The organism is Oceanispirochaeta crateris, from assembly GCF_008329965.1.
In the GTDB taxonomy this organism is placed as follows: Bacteria; Spirochaetota; Spirochaetia; order DSM-2461; family DSM-2461; genus Oceanispirochaeta; species Oceanispirochaeta crateris.
This window is the reverse complement of record NZ_CP036150.1, coordinates 2,999,855-3,014,550: the sequence shown is the minus strand read 5'-3', so window position 1 is coordinate 3,014,550 and position 14,696 is coordinate 2,999,855. Positions and strand designations below refer to the sequence as shown.

Annotated in this window: 14 protein-coding genes and 1 pseudogene; 5 read left to right on the top strand and 10 right to left on the bottom strand. The window is 37.9% G+C overall.

Annotated features, from left to right (window positions below):
• Positions 1-8: 8 nt before the first annotated feature.
• The 7 genes from EXM22_RS13670 to EXM22_RS13640 all read right to left on the bottom strand — a co-directional run bounded on the left by EXM22_RS13670 (position 9) and on the right by EXM22_RS13640 (position 6,997).
• Entirely contained in the window at positions 9-1,031 is a 1,023-nt protein-coding gene (locus tag EXM22_RS13670; RefSeq protein WP_149487064.1) for an extracellular solute-binding protein, read from the bottom strand.
• A gap of 48 nt (positions 1,032-1,079) precedes the next feature.
• Positions 1,080-2,369: a TRAP transporter large permease gene (locus tag EXM22_RS13665; protein WP_149487063.1), complete on the bottom strand. Its 1,290-nt coding sequence runs from the start codon at positions 2,367-2,369 to the stop codon at positions 1,080-1,082.
• Positions 2,369-2,932 (bottom strand): TRAP transporter small permease, encoded by a 564-nt coding sequence (locus EXM22_RS13660; RefSeq protein ID WP_149487062.1) that lies wholly within the window; start codon positions 2,930-2,932, stop codon positions 2,369-2,371. The genes EXM22_RS13665 and EXM22_RS13660 overlap by 1 nt, the downstream gene beginning before the upstream one ends.
• Positions 2,933-3,004: 72 nt before the next feature.
• Entirely contained in the window at positions 3,005-4,033 is a 1,029-nt protein-coding gene (locus EXM22_RS13655) for a C4-dicarboxylate TRAP transporter substrate-binding protein (RefSeq protein ID WP_149487061.1), read from the bottom strand.
• Positions 4,034-4,367: 334 nt separating this feature from the next.
• Positions 4,368-5,516: a lactaldehyde reductase gene (gene fucO / locus EXM22_RS13650; protein WP_149487060.1), complete on the bottom strand. Its 1,149-nt coding sequence runs from the start codon at positions 5,514-5,516 to the stop codon at positions 4,368-4,370.
• 96 nt (positions 5,517-5,612) lie between these two features.
• The gene (locus tag EXM22_RS13645) at positions 5,613-6,173 is read right to left on the bottom strand and encodes a TetR/AcrR family transcriptional regulator C-terminal domain-containing protein (protein WP_210411491.1); all 561 of its coding nucleotides are present in this window, start codon (positions 6,171-6,173) and stop codon (positions 5,613-5,615) included.
• Positions 6,174-6,439: 266 nt separating this feature from the next.
• On the bottom strand, positions 6,440-6,997 hold the full coding sequence (locus tag EXM22_RS13640; protein ID WP_149487059.1) for an RpiB/LacA/LacB family sugar-phosphate isomerase: 558 nt from the start codon (positions 6,995-6,997) through the stop codon (positions 6,440-6,442).
• Positions 6,998-7,288: 291 nt separating this feature from the next.
• Here EXM22_RS13640 and EXM22_RS13635 point away from each other — a divergent pair, with 291 nt between their 5' ends.
• The 5 genes from EXM22_RS13635 to EXM22_RS13615 all read left to right on the top strand — a co-directional run bounded on the left by EXM22_RS13635 (position 7,289) and on the right by EXM22_RS13615 (position 12,830).
• Complete coding sequence (locus EXM22_RS13635) at positions 7,289-8,302, top strand: autoinducer 2 ABC transporter substrate-binding protein (RefSeq protein WP_149487058.1); 1,014 nt, start codon at positions 7,289-7,291, stop codon at positions 8,300-8,302.
• A 101-nt stretch (positions 8,303-8,403) separates the two neighbouring features.
• A complete protein-coding gene (locus tag EXM22_RS13630) occupies positions 8,404-9,888 on the top strand; it encodes a sugar ABC transporter ATP-binding protein (RefSeq protein ID WP_149487057.1) in 1,485 nt (494 codons plus the stop codon).
• A gap of 12 nt (positions 9,889-9,900) precedes the next feature.
• Complete coding sequence (locus EXM22_RS13625; RefSeq protein ID WP_210411490.1) at positions 9,901-10,941, top strand: ABC transporter permease; 1,041 nt, start codon at positions 9,901-9,903, stop codon at positions 10,939-10,941.
• Entirely contained in the window at positions 10,938-11,951 is a 1,014-nt protein-coding gene (locus EXM22_RS13620) for an ABC transporter permease (RefSeq protein WP_149487056.1), read from the top strand. The genes EXM22_RS13625 and EXM22_RS13620 overlap by 4 nt, the downstream gene beginning before the upstream one ends.
• 69 nt (positions 11,952-12,020) lie before the next feature.
• Positions 12,021-12,830: a glutamine amidotransferase gene (locus tag EXM22_RS13615; RefSeq protein ID WP_210411488.1), complete on the top strand. Its 810-nt coding sequence runs from the start codon at positions 12,021-12,023 to the stop codon at positions 12,828-12,830.
• A gap of 135 nt (positions 12,831-12,965) precedes the next feature.
• Here the strand turns inward: EXM22_RS13615 and EXM22_RS13610 are convergent.
• The 3 genes and pseudogenes from EXM22_RS13610 to EXM22_RS13600 all read right to left on the bottom strand — a co-directional run.
• Positions 12,966-13,091, bottom strand: a pseudogene (locus tag EXM22_RS13610) (FAD-binding protein); the annotation flags it as partial.
• Between the two features lie 58 nt (positions 13,092-13,149).
• The gene (locus EXM22_RS13605; RefSeq protein WP_149485389.1) at positions 13,150-13,992 is read right to left on the bottom strand and encodes an IS3 family transposase; all 843 of its coding nucleotides are present in this window, start codon (positions 13,990-13,992) and stop codon (positions 13,150-13,152) included.
• Complete coding sequence (locus EXM22_RS13600) at positions 13,989-14,294, bottom strand: transposase (RefSeq protein WP_149485391.1); 306 nt, start codon at positions 14,292-14,294, stop codon at positions 13,989-13,991. Before EXM22_RS13600 ends, EXM22_RS13605 begins: the two co-directional genes overlap by 4 nt.
• Between the last annotated feature and the right edge of the window lie 402 nt (positions 14,295-14,696).

Sequence of the window (14,696 nt, the reverse complement as noted above, 5' to 3'; positions counted from 1 at the left end):
GGCCCATCCTATAAATCCATTTTATCGAAATCAGCGATAATATTGCGCCATTTATTAAGAATCATTTCCTGATTGTCAAATGTTGATAGGTTAGAGGCATCGAATATATTCAGTTCATCCATAGATGAAAGGCCGTTTGGAACTCTGACATCGTTTCTCACCGATCTTAAATAGAACCGGTCAACCATGAAGGTCTGAACTTTCTTGCTTAGAACAAACTCAATAAAAGCCTTAGCTTCTTCCTTGTGCCGGGCATCTTTCATAAGAGCTATGGAGTCATTTATGACTGGAGTGCCTTCATTGAGATAAACGATTCCTATGTCTTTGCCCTGGTGAATTAGATTGATAGCAGCTTCTTCCATCGTAATCCCAATGGCAAAATCACCATCGGCCACACCATTGTAAACCTCTGATGATTTTGAGAGCATTTTGCCTTCAACATTATAATATAGTTTTGCTGCATTATCCCAATTATATTCCTCTTCCATGCCCAGTTCCAGAAGAAAAGACAAGGCAATATAGGCTGAGCCAGAACCCTCCGGATCAGCCAAGGCCAGTCGACCTTTCCATTTTGGCTGAAGTATATCTGACCAGCTGCGGGAAACCTCTTCTTCTGATACAAGTTTGCGGTTGTATATCAAAACAATAGGAAGCAGGTTGTAACCGAGAGTATATTCCGTACTGGATTCATAGTAGAGGGGTTCAAATAAATCTTCATAAATCGTCAGATATTCCTTGCTCCCACCCCACATGAGATCCATTAAATATTTATCACCTTTGTCTTCGAGAGAATGCAAAAGATCAAGAGTTCCAGCAGAAGTATATTCGGTTAGAATACCAGTACTCTCCTGAAACTCTTTAATAATAGGTATAATGATTCTTTCATTTAGAGGACTATGTATCTTTAAAACTTGATTTTCAGATTCTGTATCCATTAGAAACCCTGGCAGCTTAACTAAAAAATACAGAATGATGATGATTAAGGGCACGATGAAGAGTATTAAAATTTTTAATCTTGCTTTTACTATCATAGTGCCGGAATAATCTCCATTCTCTATCAGTTCCTTTGCAATAAAAATTTAGCCTCCGAAGAGCCTCAAGGTAAACAAGGCGACTGGTTCTGAATAGGTTACAAGAACCAAAACAGACAATAGAGCTATAATAAAGGGCCAGACTTCTTTAAAAAAGTCTTCCAGTTTTATATTTACGATAGAGCAAACTGTAAACATCATTGACCCAAAGGGAGGAGTCAAGCCTCCGATCATTATGTTTACAATAAAGATAATGCCAAAATGCACGGGATCAATACCAAATAATTTTACAGCCGGTACAAGCAAAGGAGCGAGAATTACCAGAGCGGCTCCACCTTCGATGAACATACCAATAAAAATTAACATGACATTGATTACAAGCAGCAGTACAAAAGGACTGCCTGTCATATTGATCAGGAATTCTGTGATTATCTGGGGAATCCTCTCCAGTGTCAGATAGTATCCAAATACTTTGGCACTGGCAATGATAGCCATAACGGCTCCCGTTCCCTTTACTGTATCCATTAGGATGAGTGGTATATGCTTCACTGTCAGTTCTTTATAGACAAAGAAACCAACGGCCACTGCAAAGGCAACGGCAATACCTCCAGCTTCTGTTGGTGTAAATATACCAAAGCGCATTCCCATAATAATGGCAAAAGGAATAAACAGTGCCCATACGGATTTTGAGAATTGCTTAAAAATCGCGGCTGGAGATGACATCCGTTTTCTACTGGGCTGATAATTTCTTTTGACTGAAATAATATGAACTGTGATCATCAATGCAATGGCCATTAGAATTCCAGGCATATATGCCGCAAGGAACATACTTCCTACCGATACATTGGCAATCAGTGCATAAAGAATCAGATTTGTTCCAGGTGGGATTACCGGGCTTATAGCCGATGAGGCTGCTGTAATTGCTCCAGAAAACTCTCTAGAGAACCCTTTTCTCTCCATTTCCGGGACTAGAATTTTTGATTGCATTGCCGCATCGGCATTTGCAGAACCTGAGATCCCTCCCATCAAGGCACTGAGCAGAACATTTACCTGTGCCAAACCGCCTTTTGTATGTCCGACAAGAACATCAGAAAAATCCATCAGTGCCTTACTGATTCCAGAATGATTCATTACTGAACCAACCATGATAAAGAAGGGTACGGCCAGATAGGGGAAGGATTCAACTGCTGTGACAAACTGTTGAATGATCATCTCCATAGGCATCGAGTTGTTAAAAAAGATAAAGTAAGTTAGAGATGAGCCCATTAAAGCAAAGGCTATTGGAACGTTTAAAAAAAACAGAAGAAATAATACTCCTACAGGAATTAATACCTCCATCAGTCAGACTCCTTATTTGTACTCATCGTTGTCTGCTCTTCCTCAACAATGTCACTTTCCAGATTATCCTCTACTACAAATTTTATATCAGCACCTGTTACCATTTTCCTGAAGCTCTGTTCCAGAAAATACAAGGAATATAAAGTAATTAAAGCAAAAGAAAAAACCATGGAACTGTAAATATACTTGTAAGATAATTCCAAAGCTGCTGTAATTTTAGTGGAGCCCATCACGTATTTAAAACTGAACAAAAACATAGTTCCTGAAATAGTAGAAACAATTAATGATGTAATGAACACAATCACCGGACGTCCTTTTTCAGGCACCAGATTTGTCAGAAGTTCAACACCGATGAGGCCTCCTGTTTTGTATGCGTTGGCAAGCCCTAGAAAGATGGTCCAGACAAAACACCCAACTGCAATTTCTTCGGCCCATGTAAATGTAAAGCGCAGAAAATACCTGGTGAAGACATTCATTATGACAATTAATGTTGTAACAGATAAGAAGACGGCGCCAATATACAATTCAAAATGAACGCCCAAATTCCTAATAATTTTTTTCATATAAAACCCTTTCCCATTAGCATAAAATAAGGTTTTCCCCCAAAGGAAAACCTTATTCAATACATAACAGTTCTATTGAGCAGCTTTGATTTTTTCAAGCTCAGTCAAAATCCTTTCATAAATACCGGGAGTCCATTGTGGGAACCTGGTATAAACAGGCGCAGCTGCTTTAAGGAATGCTTCGCTGTCAACTTCGTTAAAGACAACACCTTCTGCTTTGAGAAGGTCAATAAACTCACCTTCTGCTGCCAGGGTTTCTTTCAAGTTGTCTTCTCTTCCCATTTCAAAAGCGTCTACGAGAATTGTTTTTTCTGTTTCTGTCAATTTATCCCACAATTTAGTTGAGATGGAAACAGCTGAGACACCCAGAAGATGATTAGTCAATGAGTATTCTTTAACATTTTCATATTGCTGTGTTCCGTAATAAGTCATGATAGAACCCTCTACTCCATCGATAACACCCTGCTGTATTGCGGCATAAGTATCGGGGTAGGGCATTGCTACAGGATTTCCACCCATGGCTTCAATGGTGTAAGTATAAAGCTGACTGGTGGGGACACGAATATTCAATCCTTCCATATCTGCAGGTGTCTTAATTGGCTTGTTTGTCATCATACTTCTGAAACCAAAGACCCAGTCAAGAGAGAGAACTTTAATACCGTTTTCCTCTTCGATTTTCTGATTCATTTCTTTTACAAGATCGGTCTGTGTCATTGCAAAATACTCATCAAAAGAGCTGTAAAGGAAGGGACCGGTAATTGCATTATAGTCTGGAACATAATCTCCAAGAAAGTTGACACCATCAACAAGTATCCAGTCAGAACCGGCTACGATTTGCTCCATACCGTCTTTTCCAATTGGTAAAACGCCGCTTGTGAATAGTTGAAGTTCAAGGGATCCACCGCTTTTCTCATTGACCTCTTTGACAACCTTTTTCAAAGAAATAGCAGTTTGTTCATCGTCGACGAACTTGGTGCTGATTTTAATGACTTTTGGCTCAGCTGCAGCAGAAGCTTTGCCAGATTCCTTTTTGTCATTACTACAGGCCGCTAGAGTTAGTAGTGTTACTACGACCAGAGCCCTTAAAAGTAATTTCCTCATTTTTTCCTCCTAGAAAAATAATACTGATTTATACTTTCACGAAGACGCAAAAGCATTCGAATTTACTAAACTCTATACTCTGTGATGCCCCAAAGAAACTGAATATACTATTTTTTAGTTTAAAATTATGAACAAACTTTTGATGTCATACTCGTTCTCTTCTCTTTGGAAGGAGAAATGGTTTGAATCAGTAGGGGTGGGAAAGGCTGTGCTTTGAATAATGTGTGTATGATGGAAGATAATCAGAGTGCTTGATTGAAAGGGTCTCTATAATATGCCTTGGGAAGGGTTTCTAAACCGGGCACAAAAGACAATTGCCCGGTAATTTTTATTTTTATAACAATGATTTGAAGAGTTTTATAACATCTTCTTTACTAACTGTTCTAGGATTCCCAGGAGCACAGGCGTCGGCTATGGAAGATTCAGATAGATAATCCAAGTCTTCTTCCTTCACTATATCTTTCAAGTTTTGTGGTATACCAACATCCTTAGATAGCGATTTAACGGCATCAATAGCCGCTTTTCTATACTCAGCCTGACTCATAGATTCAGTATTTTTGACACCCATAGCCTGAGCAATATATTTGTATTTCTCTCCAGAAAATTCAGCATTATATTCCATGACTGTTGGTAAGAAAATTGCACAGGCTACTCCATGGGGGGTATCATAATATGCACTGAGAGTATGGGCCATGGAATGGTCGATCCCTAGACCGACATTGGAGAAACCCATTCCGGCAATATACTGCCCTAGTGCCATATCTTCTCTGGCTGCGGCATCTCCTTTTACAGAATCACGTAGAGAGCGACCGATGATTTCAATGGCTTTAAGGTGCATCATATCGGTCATTTCCCAAGCGCCTTTTGTAATATAGCCTTCAATGGCATGAGTTAAAGCATCCATACCGGTTGAAGCACAGAGCGAAGCAGGCATGCTCATCATCATATCTGGGTCAACACAGGAGATGACAGGAATGTCATTTGTATCGACGCATACGAATTTTCGCTTCTTTTCCTGGTCGGTGATAACATAGTTAATAGTGACTTCAGCCGCTGTACCGGCAGTGGTTGGAACTGCGATAATGGGAGCACACTTATTCCTTGTGGGAGCGACTCCTTCCAGACTTCTAACATCTGCAAATTCAGGGTTCGTAATGATGATTCCCACAGCTTTCGCCGTATCAATTGAGGAACCTCCACCAATGGCAATAATGTAATCAGCAGCAGCTTTTTTGTATGCCTCTACACCGCTTAATACATTTTCAATTGGAGGATTGGGTTTTATATCAGAAAAAAGCTCATAGGGAAGTGTGGCTTTGTCTAGAAGATCTGTAATTTTGCTTGTCACACCGTATTTAATTAAATCAGGATCGGTACAGATTAAGGCCTTGGACCAACCTCTGGATTTAACTTCATCTACAATTGCTTCAATTGCTCCTTTCCCATGATAGGATGTTTCATTAAGGGTCATTCTGTTTGCCATATCGTTGCGTACCTCTTGTGAATATTTTTTACCTATATTTTGAGAGCTTAACGCAGGAAGAACAAGTTACAATGAGTTTAATGTGTAACGTTTTATCTATATATTTTTAACTAATACGGGGTGCAACAACTCAGAAAGTTTGATAGGAAGGGCTTCTATGAGGGAATCCGCCATCATTTCTGATGTTTTCTGCATTCCATTAATGGCCCACTCAACTGTCATCGCAATGGAACCATGGCAATACATTTCAAGTAAAAATTGGATATCTTCATCTAATGGTCTTTTCGTCTTTTTTTCAATAAGGTTCGTATAAAATGATAAGATAAATTGGTAGTCATGTTCTTTTATGGAATTGTAATCCGATGATTTAAAGGCCTGACTAAAGAAAACTGCTTCCTTTCTGATGAAATCATATTTATGGATTAGTCCTTCTCTCATTGATAAGCTAATACCCATTTGCTCAAAACATTCTTTTGCCAGGACATCAAAATACCAGTTCACAAGATCATATTTATCATTGAAGTTTCGATAGAAGGTTTGACGGGTAACCCCTGCAAGAGACACAATCTCTTTGACGGTTAGCTTCTCGAGGGATTTCTGTTCCATTAGTTTTTTTATGGAAGCTGCCAGTTTGTACTTTGAATGGTTCTTTTTCACTTTCAATATTTAGCATAACACTTATTCCTAGTATGAGAAACTCAGTGCTTAATTCTTTGAATAATTTTTACATCAAGATAGAGCTTGCTGGGTAGGAGTAGAGTGGAAATGAAATCAAATTTTGTTGCTGTCAAAAACAATAGGACGGGTTCAGAAATAGTTCTTTTGTAAAGTGAAATGCCCCAGAAATGGGGCATCTTTTGTAGTATGAAAATATAGTTTAAGAGATCTTCTCAACTAAGGAAAATCTCAATGCATTGTATATACTATAATTCTAATTCCAAGGGGAAGTCACCAAGTCTCTCAACTTCAAAACCAGCTTTTTTAAATTTTTCATAATCAAAAGCCTCTAATTCATCGTAAGCCAGTTTGTGGAATTCATAAAAATTCTTCCAATATTCCCAACCTGTACCCAAATCATTTTCAAGAAAAACTCTAGCACACTCAATGCCCATCTGAGGAGCAACATAAAAAGCACCCATGGCCAAAACATTAACATTATTTCCTGTTATTGCTCGTTTTGCTGCTTCTACACTCTGAACTACTGTGGCATGGACATGGGGGCATTTACTTGCAGCGATATGGATTCCAGTCCCTGTTCCACAAAATAGTAAGGCCCGTTCAAACTCTCTCTCTGCTATTTTAGCTCCAACTTTTAAGCCAATTCTATGAAACATCTCAGGATCTTCTTCATCAGCGCTACGAACTCCTATATCTGTGACCTCCCAGCCTCTTTTTACTAAATCTGCTACAACGGCTTCTTTTAAAGGAAAACCCGCAAAGTCTGCTCCAACTAAAACTTTTTTCTCTTTAACGGTTTTCATCTCGCATACCCTCTCTTTTCATTATTATTTTAGTAATAACCCTTTTCAAGGCTGTTATTTCTGCCCTTTAAGTTAGGTTCATCAGGACATAAAAAACTCTTCAAGTGAATACCTATTAAGGGATGTATCTAGATTCTATTCTAGCAGAGGATTCATATTTATCCAGAAAATTTTAGATTTCTTAACATAGAGGGAGTCGCATATTGGCTCAGTTCATGAATTAAGTAAAAAAGTTGACAAGTAGGAGATTGATAATATAATCAAGGGCATCTGAACTAAAAGGAGCCAATAATGAATTGGAAAAAAAAGATTCTTATATTGTCGATTGTTTTAATGTCAATTTCACCTCTATTCGCCGGTGGGCAGCAGGAAAAAAGCTCTACAGACTATGAAATAGTAGTCGTTCCAAAGGATGCTTCTAATCCATGGTTTGTCAGAATGAAGGTCGGTGTTGATGAGTATGCTAAAGAAACTGGAGTTAATGTTTATCAGAAGGGAACTGCAGAAATTGATGCTACCCTTCAGGCACAGTTGATTCAGGATTTGATTGCACAACAAGTTGATGCTCTTTGTGTTGTCCCTGTTGACCTAGAATCACTAGAACCTGTTCTAGCCCAGGCACGTGAAGCGGGTATTGTTGTTATTACACATGAAGGTGCTGATTTAGAAAATATTGATTATGATATTGAAGCCTTTAGTAATGCTGGATATGGCGCTTTCATTATGGATAATCTTGCAGAAGCCATGGGAGAAGAAGGAGTGTACACGACTATGGTTGCCTCCCTTACCAATGGTTCACATAATGAATGGGCAGATGCTGGTGTTGCACACCAAAAAGCAGTCTATCCAAATATGCAGCTTCTTGATGAAAAACCTAGGGTAGAATCTAATGATAATGGTGATGTGGCTTATAACACTGCCAAGGAATTGTTTAAAAAATATCCTGATCTAAAAGGTGTTATGGGAACTTCCAGTTATGATGCCCCTGGAGTAGCGAGAGCCATTGAAGAACTTGGGTTGATTGACAAAGCCTATACCTCTGGTACAGGTATGCCTCTTGATAATAAAGCCCTCCTCGAAAGTGGTGTTGTTAAATCCCTTACTCTTTGGGACCCAGCACTTGCAGGTAAAGCAATGATTTCATTAGCCAGGAAAGTTCTTGCTGGAGAAGAAATCTCAGGAACTGTAGACCTCGATGTTGATGGATATACAGCTCTCAAATTCAAGAAAAATAGTTCTAAAGTTCTTGAAGGAGAAGGTTGGATCGTTATCAATTCTGATAATGTTCTTAGTTTCGGATTCTAAATAACGCAACACAATGTATTAGCCCTGCTACCTTTTTAGTTTAGCAGGGCAAATTTTTTTTAATTATATATTTTGAAATATTTCTAAAAATGGGAGGAAATATGGCGGATGGATTACTTAAAACCGTCGATATCCACAAATCGTTTGTAGGGGTTCAGGCACTTAAGGGTGTCTCTCTTTCACTGAATCCTGGAGAAATCCATTGTTTAGCTGGAGAGAATGGGAGTGGAAAATCTACACTGATAAAAATTATATCAGGGGTATATTCTCCCACAAAAGGTCACCTGGAAATTAATGGAAAAAAATACGGGAAATTTTCACCTATTGAAGCCATAGCAAACGGTATACAGGTTATTTATCAAGACTTTTCTGTCTTTCCTAATCTGACGGTAATGGAAAATCTGGCCCTGAATAGTGAACTTGCTGATCGCCATCGTTTTGTTAACTGGAAAAGGATGCGTAAAATAGCAGAGGAGTCTCTTGCTAAAATTAATTTCTCAATAGATCTAGATGCTTATGTCAGTACACTTACCGTTGCAGAGAAACAAATGATAGCAATCAGCAGGGCATTAATGTTCAATACCAAGCTTATCATTATGGATGAACCCACTACTGCGCTGACTCGCTTAGAGGTGAAACAACTTTTTAATATCATTTTAAAGCTAAAAGAACAGGGTATTGCTATTCTTTTTGTGTCTCATAAACTGAATGAGGTTTTTGAAATCTCTGAATTCTTTACGATCTTAAGAAATGGATCTGTCGTCGCATCAGGTGAAACTAAAGATTTAGATTCTAAAAAGTTCAGTTTTTATATGACAGGACGTGAATTTGAAGAAAAACACTTCATTCCAGAGAATCTTAGTGAAAAACCTATATTTGAAGCGAAAAATCTATATCTGGAAAATCATTTTAAAAATATATCATTTACTTTAAAAGCTGGAGAGATCTTGGGTATAACAGGGCTTCTTGATTCAGGAAGAACTGATCTTGCATTATCCATTTTTGGGGCAAAACCCCTGGATTCCGGAGAAATATATGTTAAGGGAAAACCGGTAGAAATTAATAATATTCAAACAGCAATAGAACATAAAATTGGCTACGTTCCTGAAGATCGGCTTAGTGAAGGGCTTTTCCTTTCCCAAAGCATTTCAGACAATATAGTTATATCTAAAATTGATAAGCTTACTTCTAAAGCTGGTATTATTGACAGCAATAAAAAGAAAGATGAGATAGATAAGTGGGTGAAGGAACTCTCAATTGATACTCCAGATCCAAGTAATGCTTGCCAAACACTTTCTGGCGGGAATCAACAAAGAATTGTGCTAGCAAAATGGTTAGCATGTAATCTCGATGTCATTATACTCAACGGGCCTACTGTTGGTGTTGATATAGGCTCTAAACATGATATTCATGAAATATTGCATGACCTTGCTGCAAAGGGTCTTGGTGTCATTATTATATCAGATGATCTGCCGGAAGTATTGGAAAATTGTTCACGAATACTTGTCATGAAATCAGGAGAAATCGCAGCCAATTTAGATCCTAATACTACTGATGAAAAAACAATTCTTTCTTATATGATGTAAAAGGAGTATGCAGTGCAACCATCATTGCCAACAATAATAAAACGATTATCAAGACGAAATGAAACATATGTATTTATAGTGCTTATAGGTTTATGTTTATTAATTGAGATTAGATCCGGTCAATTCTTTTCTTCAAATAATCTTGTCGATATCAGTTCTGCCATGATTGTACCAGGGCTTTTTGCAATTGGAGCCTTTCTAGTACTGATCTCTGGAGGTATTGATGTCTCTTTTCCCGCTCTAGCATCCCTTAGTGCTTATGCTACGACTAAGTTGTTATTGGTCATAAACTATAACGGAAGTATTTGGGCAGCAATTTTGCTTGCCCTTTTTATTGGAGCTATACTTGGAGCTTTCAATGGTTTGTTCATAGCATTCTTTAATTTACCAGCTCTAATCGTTACTCTGGGTACAGCCAGTGTTTTTAAGGGAATCATGCAGGGGGCTTTAAATTCGAAACAGCTTACAACCATTCCTGCTGGTATGGTTGAATTTGGTAAGAAATCTCTATTTATTGCAACAAATTCAGTTTCGGGACTAACCAGTCGAATGCCTTTTGCTTTTCTATTCTTTCTGCTTGTTCTGGCGCTCACATCCTTTATTCTCCGCTACACTATGTTTGGACGTGGAATCTATTGCATTGGTGGAAGTGAAACCAGCGCAATTAGAGCGGGTGTGAGAGTTAAAAGAACAAAATTCATTATGTATATCCTTGTGGGTATGATTGTTAGTGTTGCCGGCATCTTCCGTGCAAGCATGATGCAACAATTCCACCCCACAAATATGTTAGGAATGGAGTTGAATATTATTGCAGGAATCGTTCTTGGAGGAACTTTATTAACCGGTGGTAAGGGAACATTATTTGGAGCTATTCTTGGTACCCTTCTTATCGTAGTTGTCGAAAATTCTTTGATCCTTATTGGTGTACCAACTACCTTCAAAAATATTTTTATCGGTTCATTAATTATTATTGGTACGAGTGTCAGCATTTATCAATCAACAAATATGAATGGCATTGGTAATAAAAAATTTACTAAAAGGAATGCAGTATGAATTTATTGAATAATAAAAAGATAAAATTCATGTCAATAAATGATCCTCATATTACAAGGTTGGTTTTTCTAATTGCCCTTTGGATGATTTTTATAGCCATAACCCGATTCGGGAAGTTTTATACTGTACTAAATTTTCAGACGATGGCATCGCAATTTCCAGAATTTGGATTAATGGCTTTAGGCGTCATGCTTTGTATGTTGACTGGTGGAATTGATTTATCAGTTGTTGGGATCGCCAACATGACCTCTATAATTGTGGCTTTTATACTTTTGTCTTTAACAGGTGAAGGCGGAACATTGCCGGCTTTCTCAATATTATTAGTGTTTATTTTAGCAATAATGATAGGTGCAATTGCCGGTATTTTTAATGGTGTTCTCGTAAGCAAACTGAATATTCCCCCCATTCTTGCAACTATGGGATCCGGGGCATTGTTTACTGGTATAAGTGTTGTTCTCACAAATGGAAATGCGGTTAGCAAATTCTCCAGAGCATATTCACAGACCATAAACAATAAATTGGGAGGAGTTATTCCTGTTCAGCTGATATTTTTTATAGTGATGGCAGTTTTTATATGGTTCCTTCTCTCCAAAACTGTTTTTGGAACAAAATTATATATGCTGGGAACAAGTCCTACGGCAGCAAGGTTTAGTGGATTAAAAATAACAAAACTTCTGATAAAAACTTATATGTTATCTGGTATAACGGCTGCTTTAGGCGGAATGATTATGCTGGCAAATTATAATTCTGCTCGTGCTGATTATGGTTCAGTGTATACCCTGCAAACCGTTCTTATTGTTGTCTTGGGAGGTGTGGACCCATTGGGAGGAAAAGGCAAGATTAGTGGTGTTGTTCTGGCTATCATTTTATTAAGAATGCTCGAAACTGGTATAAACCGATTTCCCCATATAAGCAGTTATTATATTTCTCTGATCTGGGGTAGTGTCCTGCTTCTTGTCATGGTTTTAAATTACTTCAGTGTAAATAAGAAGCCTGTAGTAAAAGAATAAATATGGGGCATCCTTCTTAGAAGGACTTGTGCAAAAAAGTTTGAATTGATGGTTCCAGCAGGAAGCGGAATGGTAGACAATTCAAATGGATTCGTCAAACAAAACAAGCATGGTGAAGAAATGAAAAAGAATAATGTATTATTGGTTGGAGAGTCGTGGATTTCACATAGCTCCCACATTAAAGGGTTTGACCATTTTTCTACATCTAATTATGAAACAGGTCACTATTATCTTAAAAAAGCGCTAGAAAAAAATGAAAATATCAATCTGACTCATCTTCCTTCTCATCAGGCGACAGAAGAATTCCCTGATTCATTAGAGGGTTTGCAAGAGTATGATGTCATAATGTTGAGTGATATTGGTTCGAACTCTCTACTCCTGAACAGAAAGGTTTTTGTAGAGGGGGAGGTTTCTCCAAATCGTTTAAAACTGATAAGTGAATGGGTCAAAAATGGTGGCGGGTTTTGTATGGCCGGAGGTTATCTCTCTTTTGCAGGTTTTCAAGGAGCGGCAAAATACCATAATACTCCAATTGAAACAATTCTCCCTGTTGATGTGTATCCTTATGATGATCGGGTTGAAGTTCCTGAAGGCGTGATAAGTATCATAAAAGACCCCCATCACCAAATTCTGAAGGGAGTTGGAGGAGATTGGCCGTATTTACTTGGTTATCAGGAAGCCCTTCTTAAAAAGGAAGCACAGCTCTTAGTTGAGTCAAATTATGGTCACCCTCTCATTGCGACAATGGAGTATGGCAAGGGCCGAACAATGGCCTGGATGAGTGATATCGGTCCTCACTGGTGTCCAAAGGCTTTTGCTGAATGGGAAGGGTATGAAAAATTATGGCAACAAGCCATAATTTGGTTAGCCAACAAATAACTAGAAATTATTTCTTTTAAAGAAACTTTAACAATCTGGATCATATTAGATGACAGGTCAGGAAAAAAAATCCGGCAGATGCAGTTCTTCACTTCATCTGCCGGGTCTTTGATATGAATCTAAGACTCTTAAGTACTATTGTGCGTCAGCGACTACAGTTTCTCCGGCAATAAAACCGAAAACTGTGATAGAAGCTAAGGCGTTCCCTCCCAGGCGGTTTGTTCCATGAACTCCACCCACGACTTCTCCAGCAGCATACAGACTATAGTGGTCTGATTTCTTAAACAAGAATTCTTAAAATTAAGTTCACTTTATTCGGTTATGAAGCCATCTTTGATTGAATTCTACCATAATATACATCCTCTGGATATTCATCATCCAACGATTGATGCCTGCGTTTTGTATTATAATATTCAAAGTACTTTTTCAAAGATTTTCTTGCATCCTTTATCCCTCGGTAATCTCTTAAATAGACCTCCTCTTGTTTAACAGTACGCCATAATCTTTCGACAAAAATATTATCAAGAGCTCGGCCTTTCCCGTCCATGCTGATTTTTATGTTATTATTTTTTAGTAGATCTGTAAATTCTTCACTTGTATACTGGCTACCCTGATCCGTATTAAATATTTCAGGAGCCCCGTATTTTTCAATAGCCTCTTTTACTACAGACTTGCAAAATTCGACCTCCATTGTATTTGACAATTTCCAAGATAAAACCTTGCGGCTATACCAGTCGATAACAGCGGTCAGATATACAAAACCATCTTCAAGCCTCAAGTAAGTGATATCTGTTGACCAGACATGATTCACTCTATCAATAGAAAGGTTCCGCAGTAAATAGGGGTATATTTTGTGTTCAGGGTTTTTCTTTGAGAGATTTTTCTTTGGATAAATGGCACTTATGCACATTTCTCTCATCAATCTTCGTATTTTCAGACGACCAACTTTGATTTTATGAGTCTTTGTTATTTCTTTACTCATTCGTCTGCTGCCCATTGTGGGGTTCTCAAGATATATTTCATCTATGAGTCTCATAATGACCAAATCGAGTTCTGATCGGCCTCTGGGAGTATAATAGAAGCAGGATCGTGGAATAGATAATAGTTCGCATTGTTTGACCAAGGAGAGTTTTTCATTTTTTGATACCAAGGGTATTTTCATTCTTTGTTCAAACGCTTCAAGTTTTTTTTTAAGAAATTGATCTCAATGGTTTGTTGTCCAATTAGATTTTCCAGATCATTTTTTTCTGTCTCTAAATCTATAAGATGTTTCTTTTCATCCTTATCATTCTTGAAGGCCGATTCAGCATTATCCAGAAACTCTTTTTTCCACTGTCTCACTTGACCTGGATGCAATTTGTATTTGCTGGCAATTTCATTTATTGACAAATCCTCTTTAATCGCCTCAAGAGCAATTTTAACTTTTTCAGCACTATCGTGTTTTCTTCTTTTTTGACTGGTCATGTTCTCTCCTATTCTAAAATATCGGTTTTGGAGTGAACTTAATGTTGCTGCTTTTCTGTATTAATTTTTTAGACCGTTATACTATCCTGATGGTCCCTCTTTGTTTTAACTCTTTGGATGTTCTTTTTCATGTCAGTTCAATCTGATTGTTAAAGACTCTTGTCTAAACCTTTGATAAATTCCCTGGGTGTCATATTCATCTCTTTTTGAAATTGGAGTAAAAAGCCGATATGGATTTGAATCCGCATTCAAGGGCGATACCTGTTATTGTAAAAGTAGGAAATTTATCTTCCATGACACTTTGAGGAATTCTTTGATTCGAAGCCCTATAGTTATAAAAGTTATTCCCAGACTCTTTGTTGATCGATTCAGAGACATGATGAGTGGATATCCCCATCTTTT

What these genes read in the sequence shown, in the direction of transcription:
- EXM22_RS13600 (WP_149485391.1), bottom strand. Translation starts at nt 14,294, where the DNA reads ATGACCAGTCAAAAAAGAAGAAAACACGATAGTGCTGAAAAAGTTAAA.
- EXM22_RS13630 (WP_149487057.1), top strand. Translation starts at nt 8,404, where the DNA reads ATGGCGGATGGATTACTTAAAACCGTCGATATCCACAAATCGTTTGTA.
- EXM22_RS13620 (WP_149487056.1), top strand. Translation starts at nt 10,938, where the DNA reads ATGAATTTATTGAATAATAAAAAGATAAAATTCATGTCAATAAATGAT.
- EXM22_RS13670 (WP_149487064.1), bottom strand. Translation starts at nt 1,031, where the DNA reads ATGATAGTAAAAGCAAGATTAAAAATTTTAATACTCTTCATCGTGCCC.
- EXM22_RS13655 (WP_149487061.1), bottom strand. Translation starts at nt 4,033, where the DNA reads ATGAGGAAATTACTTTTAAGGGCTCTGGTCGTAGTAACACTACTAACT.
- fucO (WP_149487060.1), bottom strand. Translation starts at nt 5,516, where the DNA reads ATGGCAAACAGAATGACCCTTAATGAAACATCCTATCATGGGAAAGGA.
- EXM22_RS13660 (WP_149487062.1), bottom strand. Translation starts at nt 2,932, where the DNA reads ATGAAAAAAATTATTAGGAATTTGGGCGTTCATTTTGAATTGTATATT.
- EXM22_RS13640 (WP_149487059.1), bottom strand. Translation starts at nt 6,997, where the DNA reads ATGAAAACCGTTAAAGAGAAAAAAGTTTTAGTTGGAGCAGACTTTGCG.
- EXM22_RS13665 (WP_149487063.1), bottom strand. Translation starts at nt 2,369, where the DNA reads ATGGAGGTATTAATTCCTGTAGGAGTATTATTTCTTCTGTTTTTTTTA.
- EXM22_RS13605 (WP_149485389.1), bottom strand. Translation starts at nt 13,992, where the DNA reads ATGAAAATACCCTTGGTATCAAAAAATGAAAAACTCTCCTTGGTCAAA.
- EXM22_RS13615 (WP_210411488.1), top strand. Translation starts at nt 12,021, where the DNA reads ATGGTAGACAATTCAAATGGATTCGTCAAACAAAACAAGCATGGTGAA.
- EXM22_RS13635 (WP_149487058.1), top strand. Translation starts at nt 7,289, where the DNA reads ATGAATTGGAAAAAAAAGATTCTTATATTGTCGATTGTTTTAATGTCA.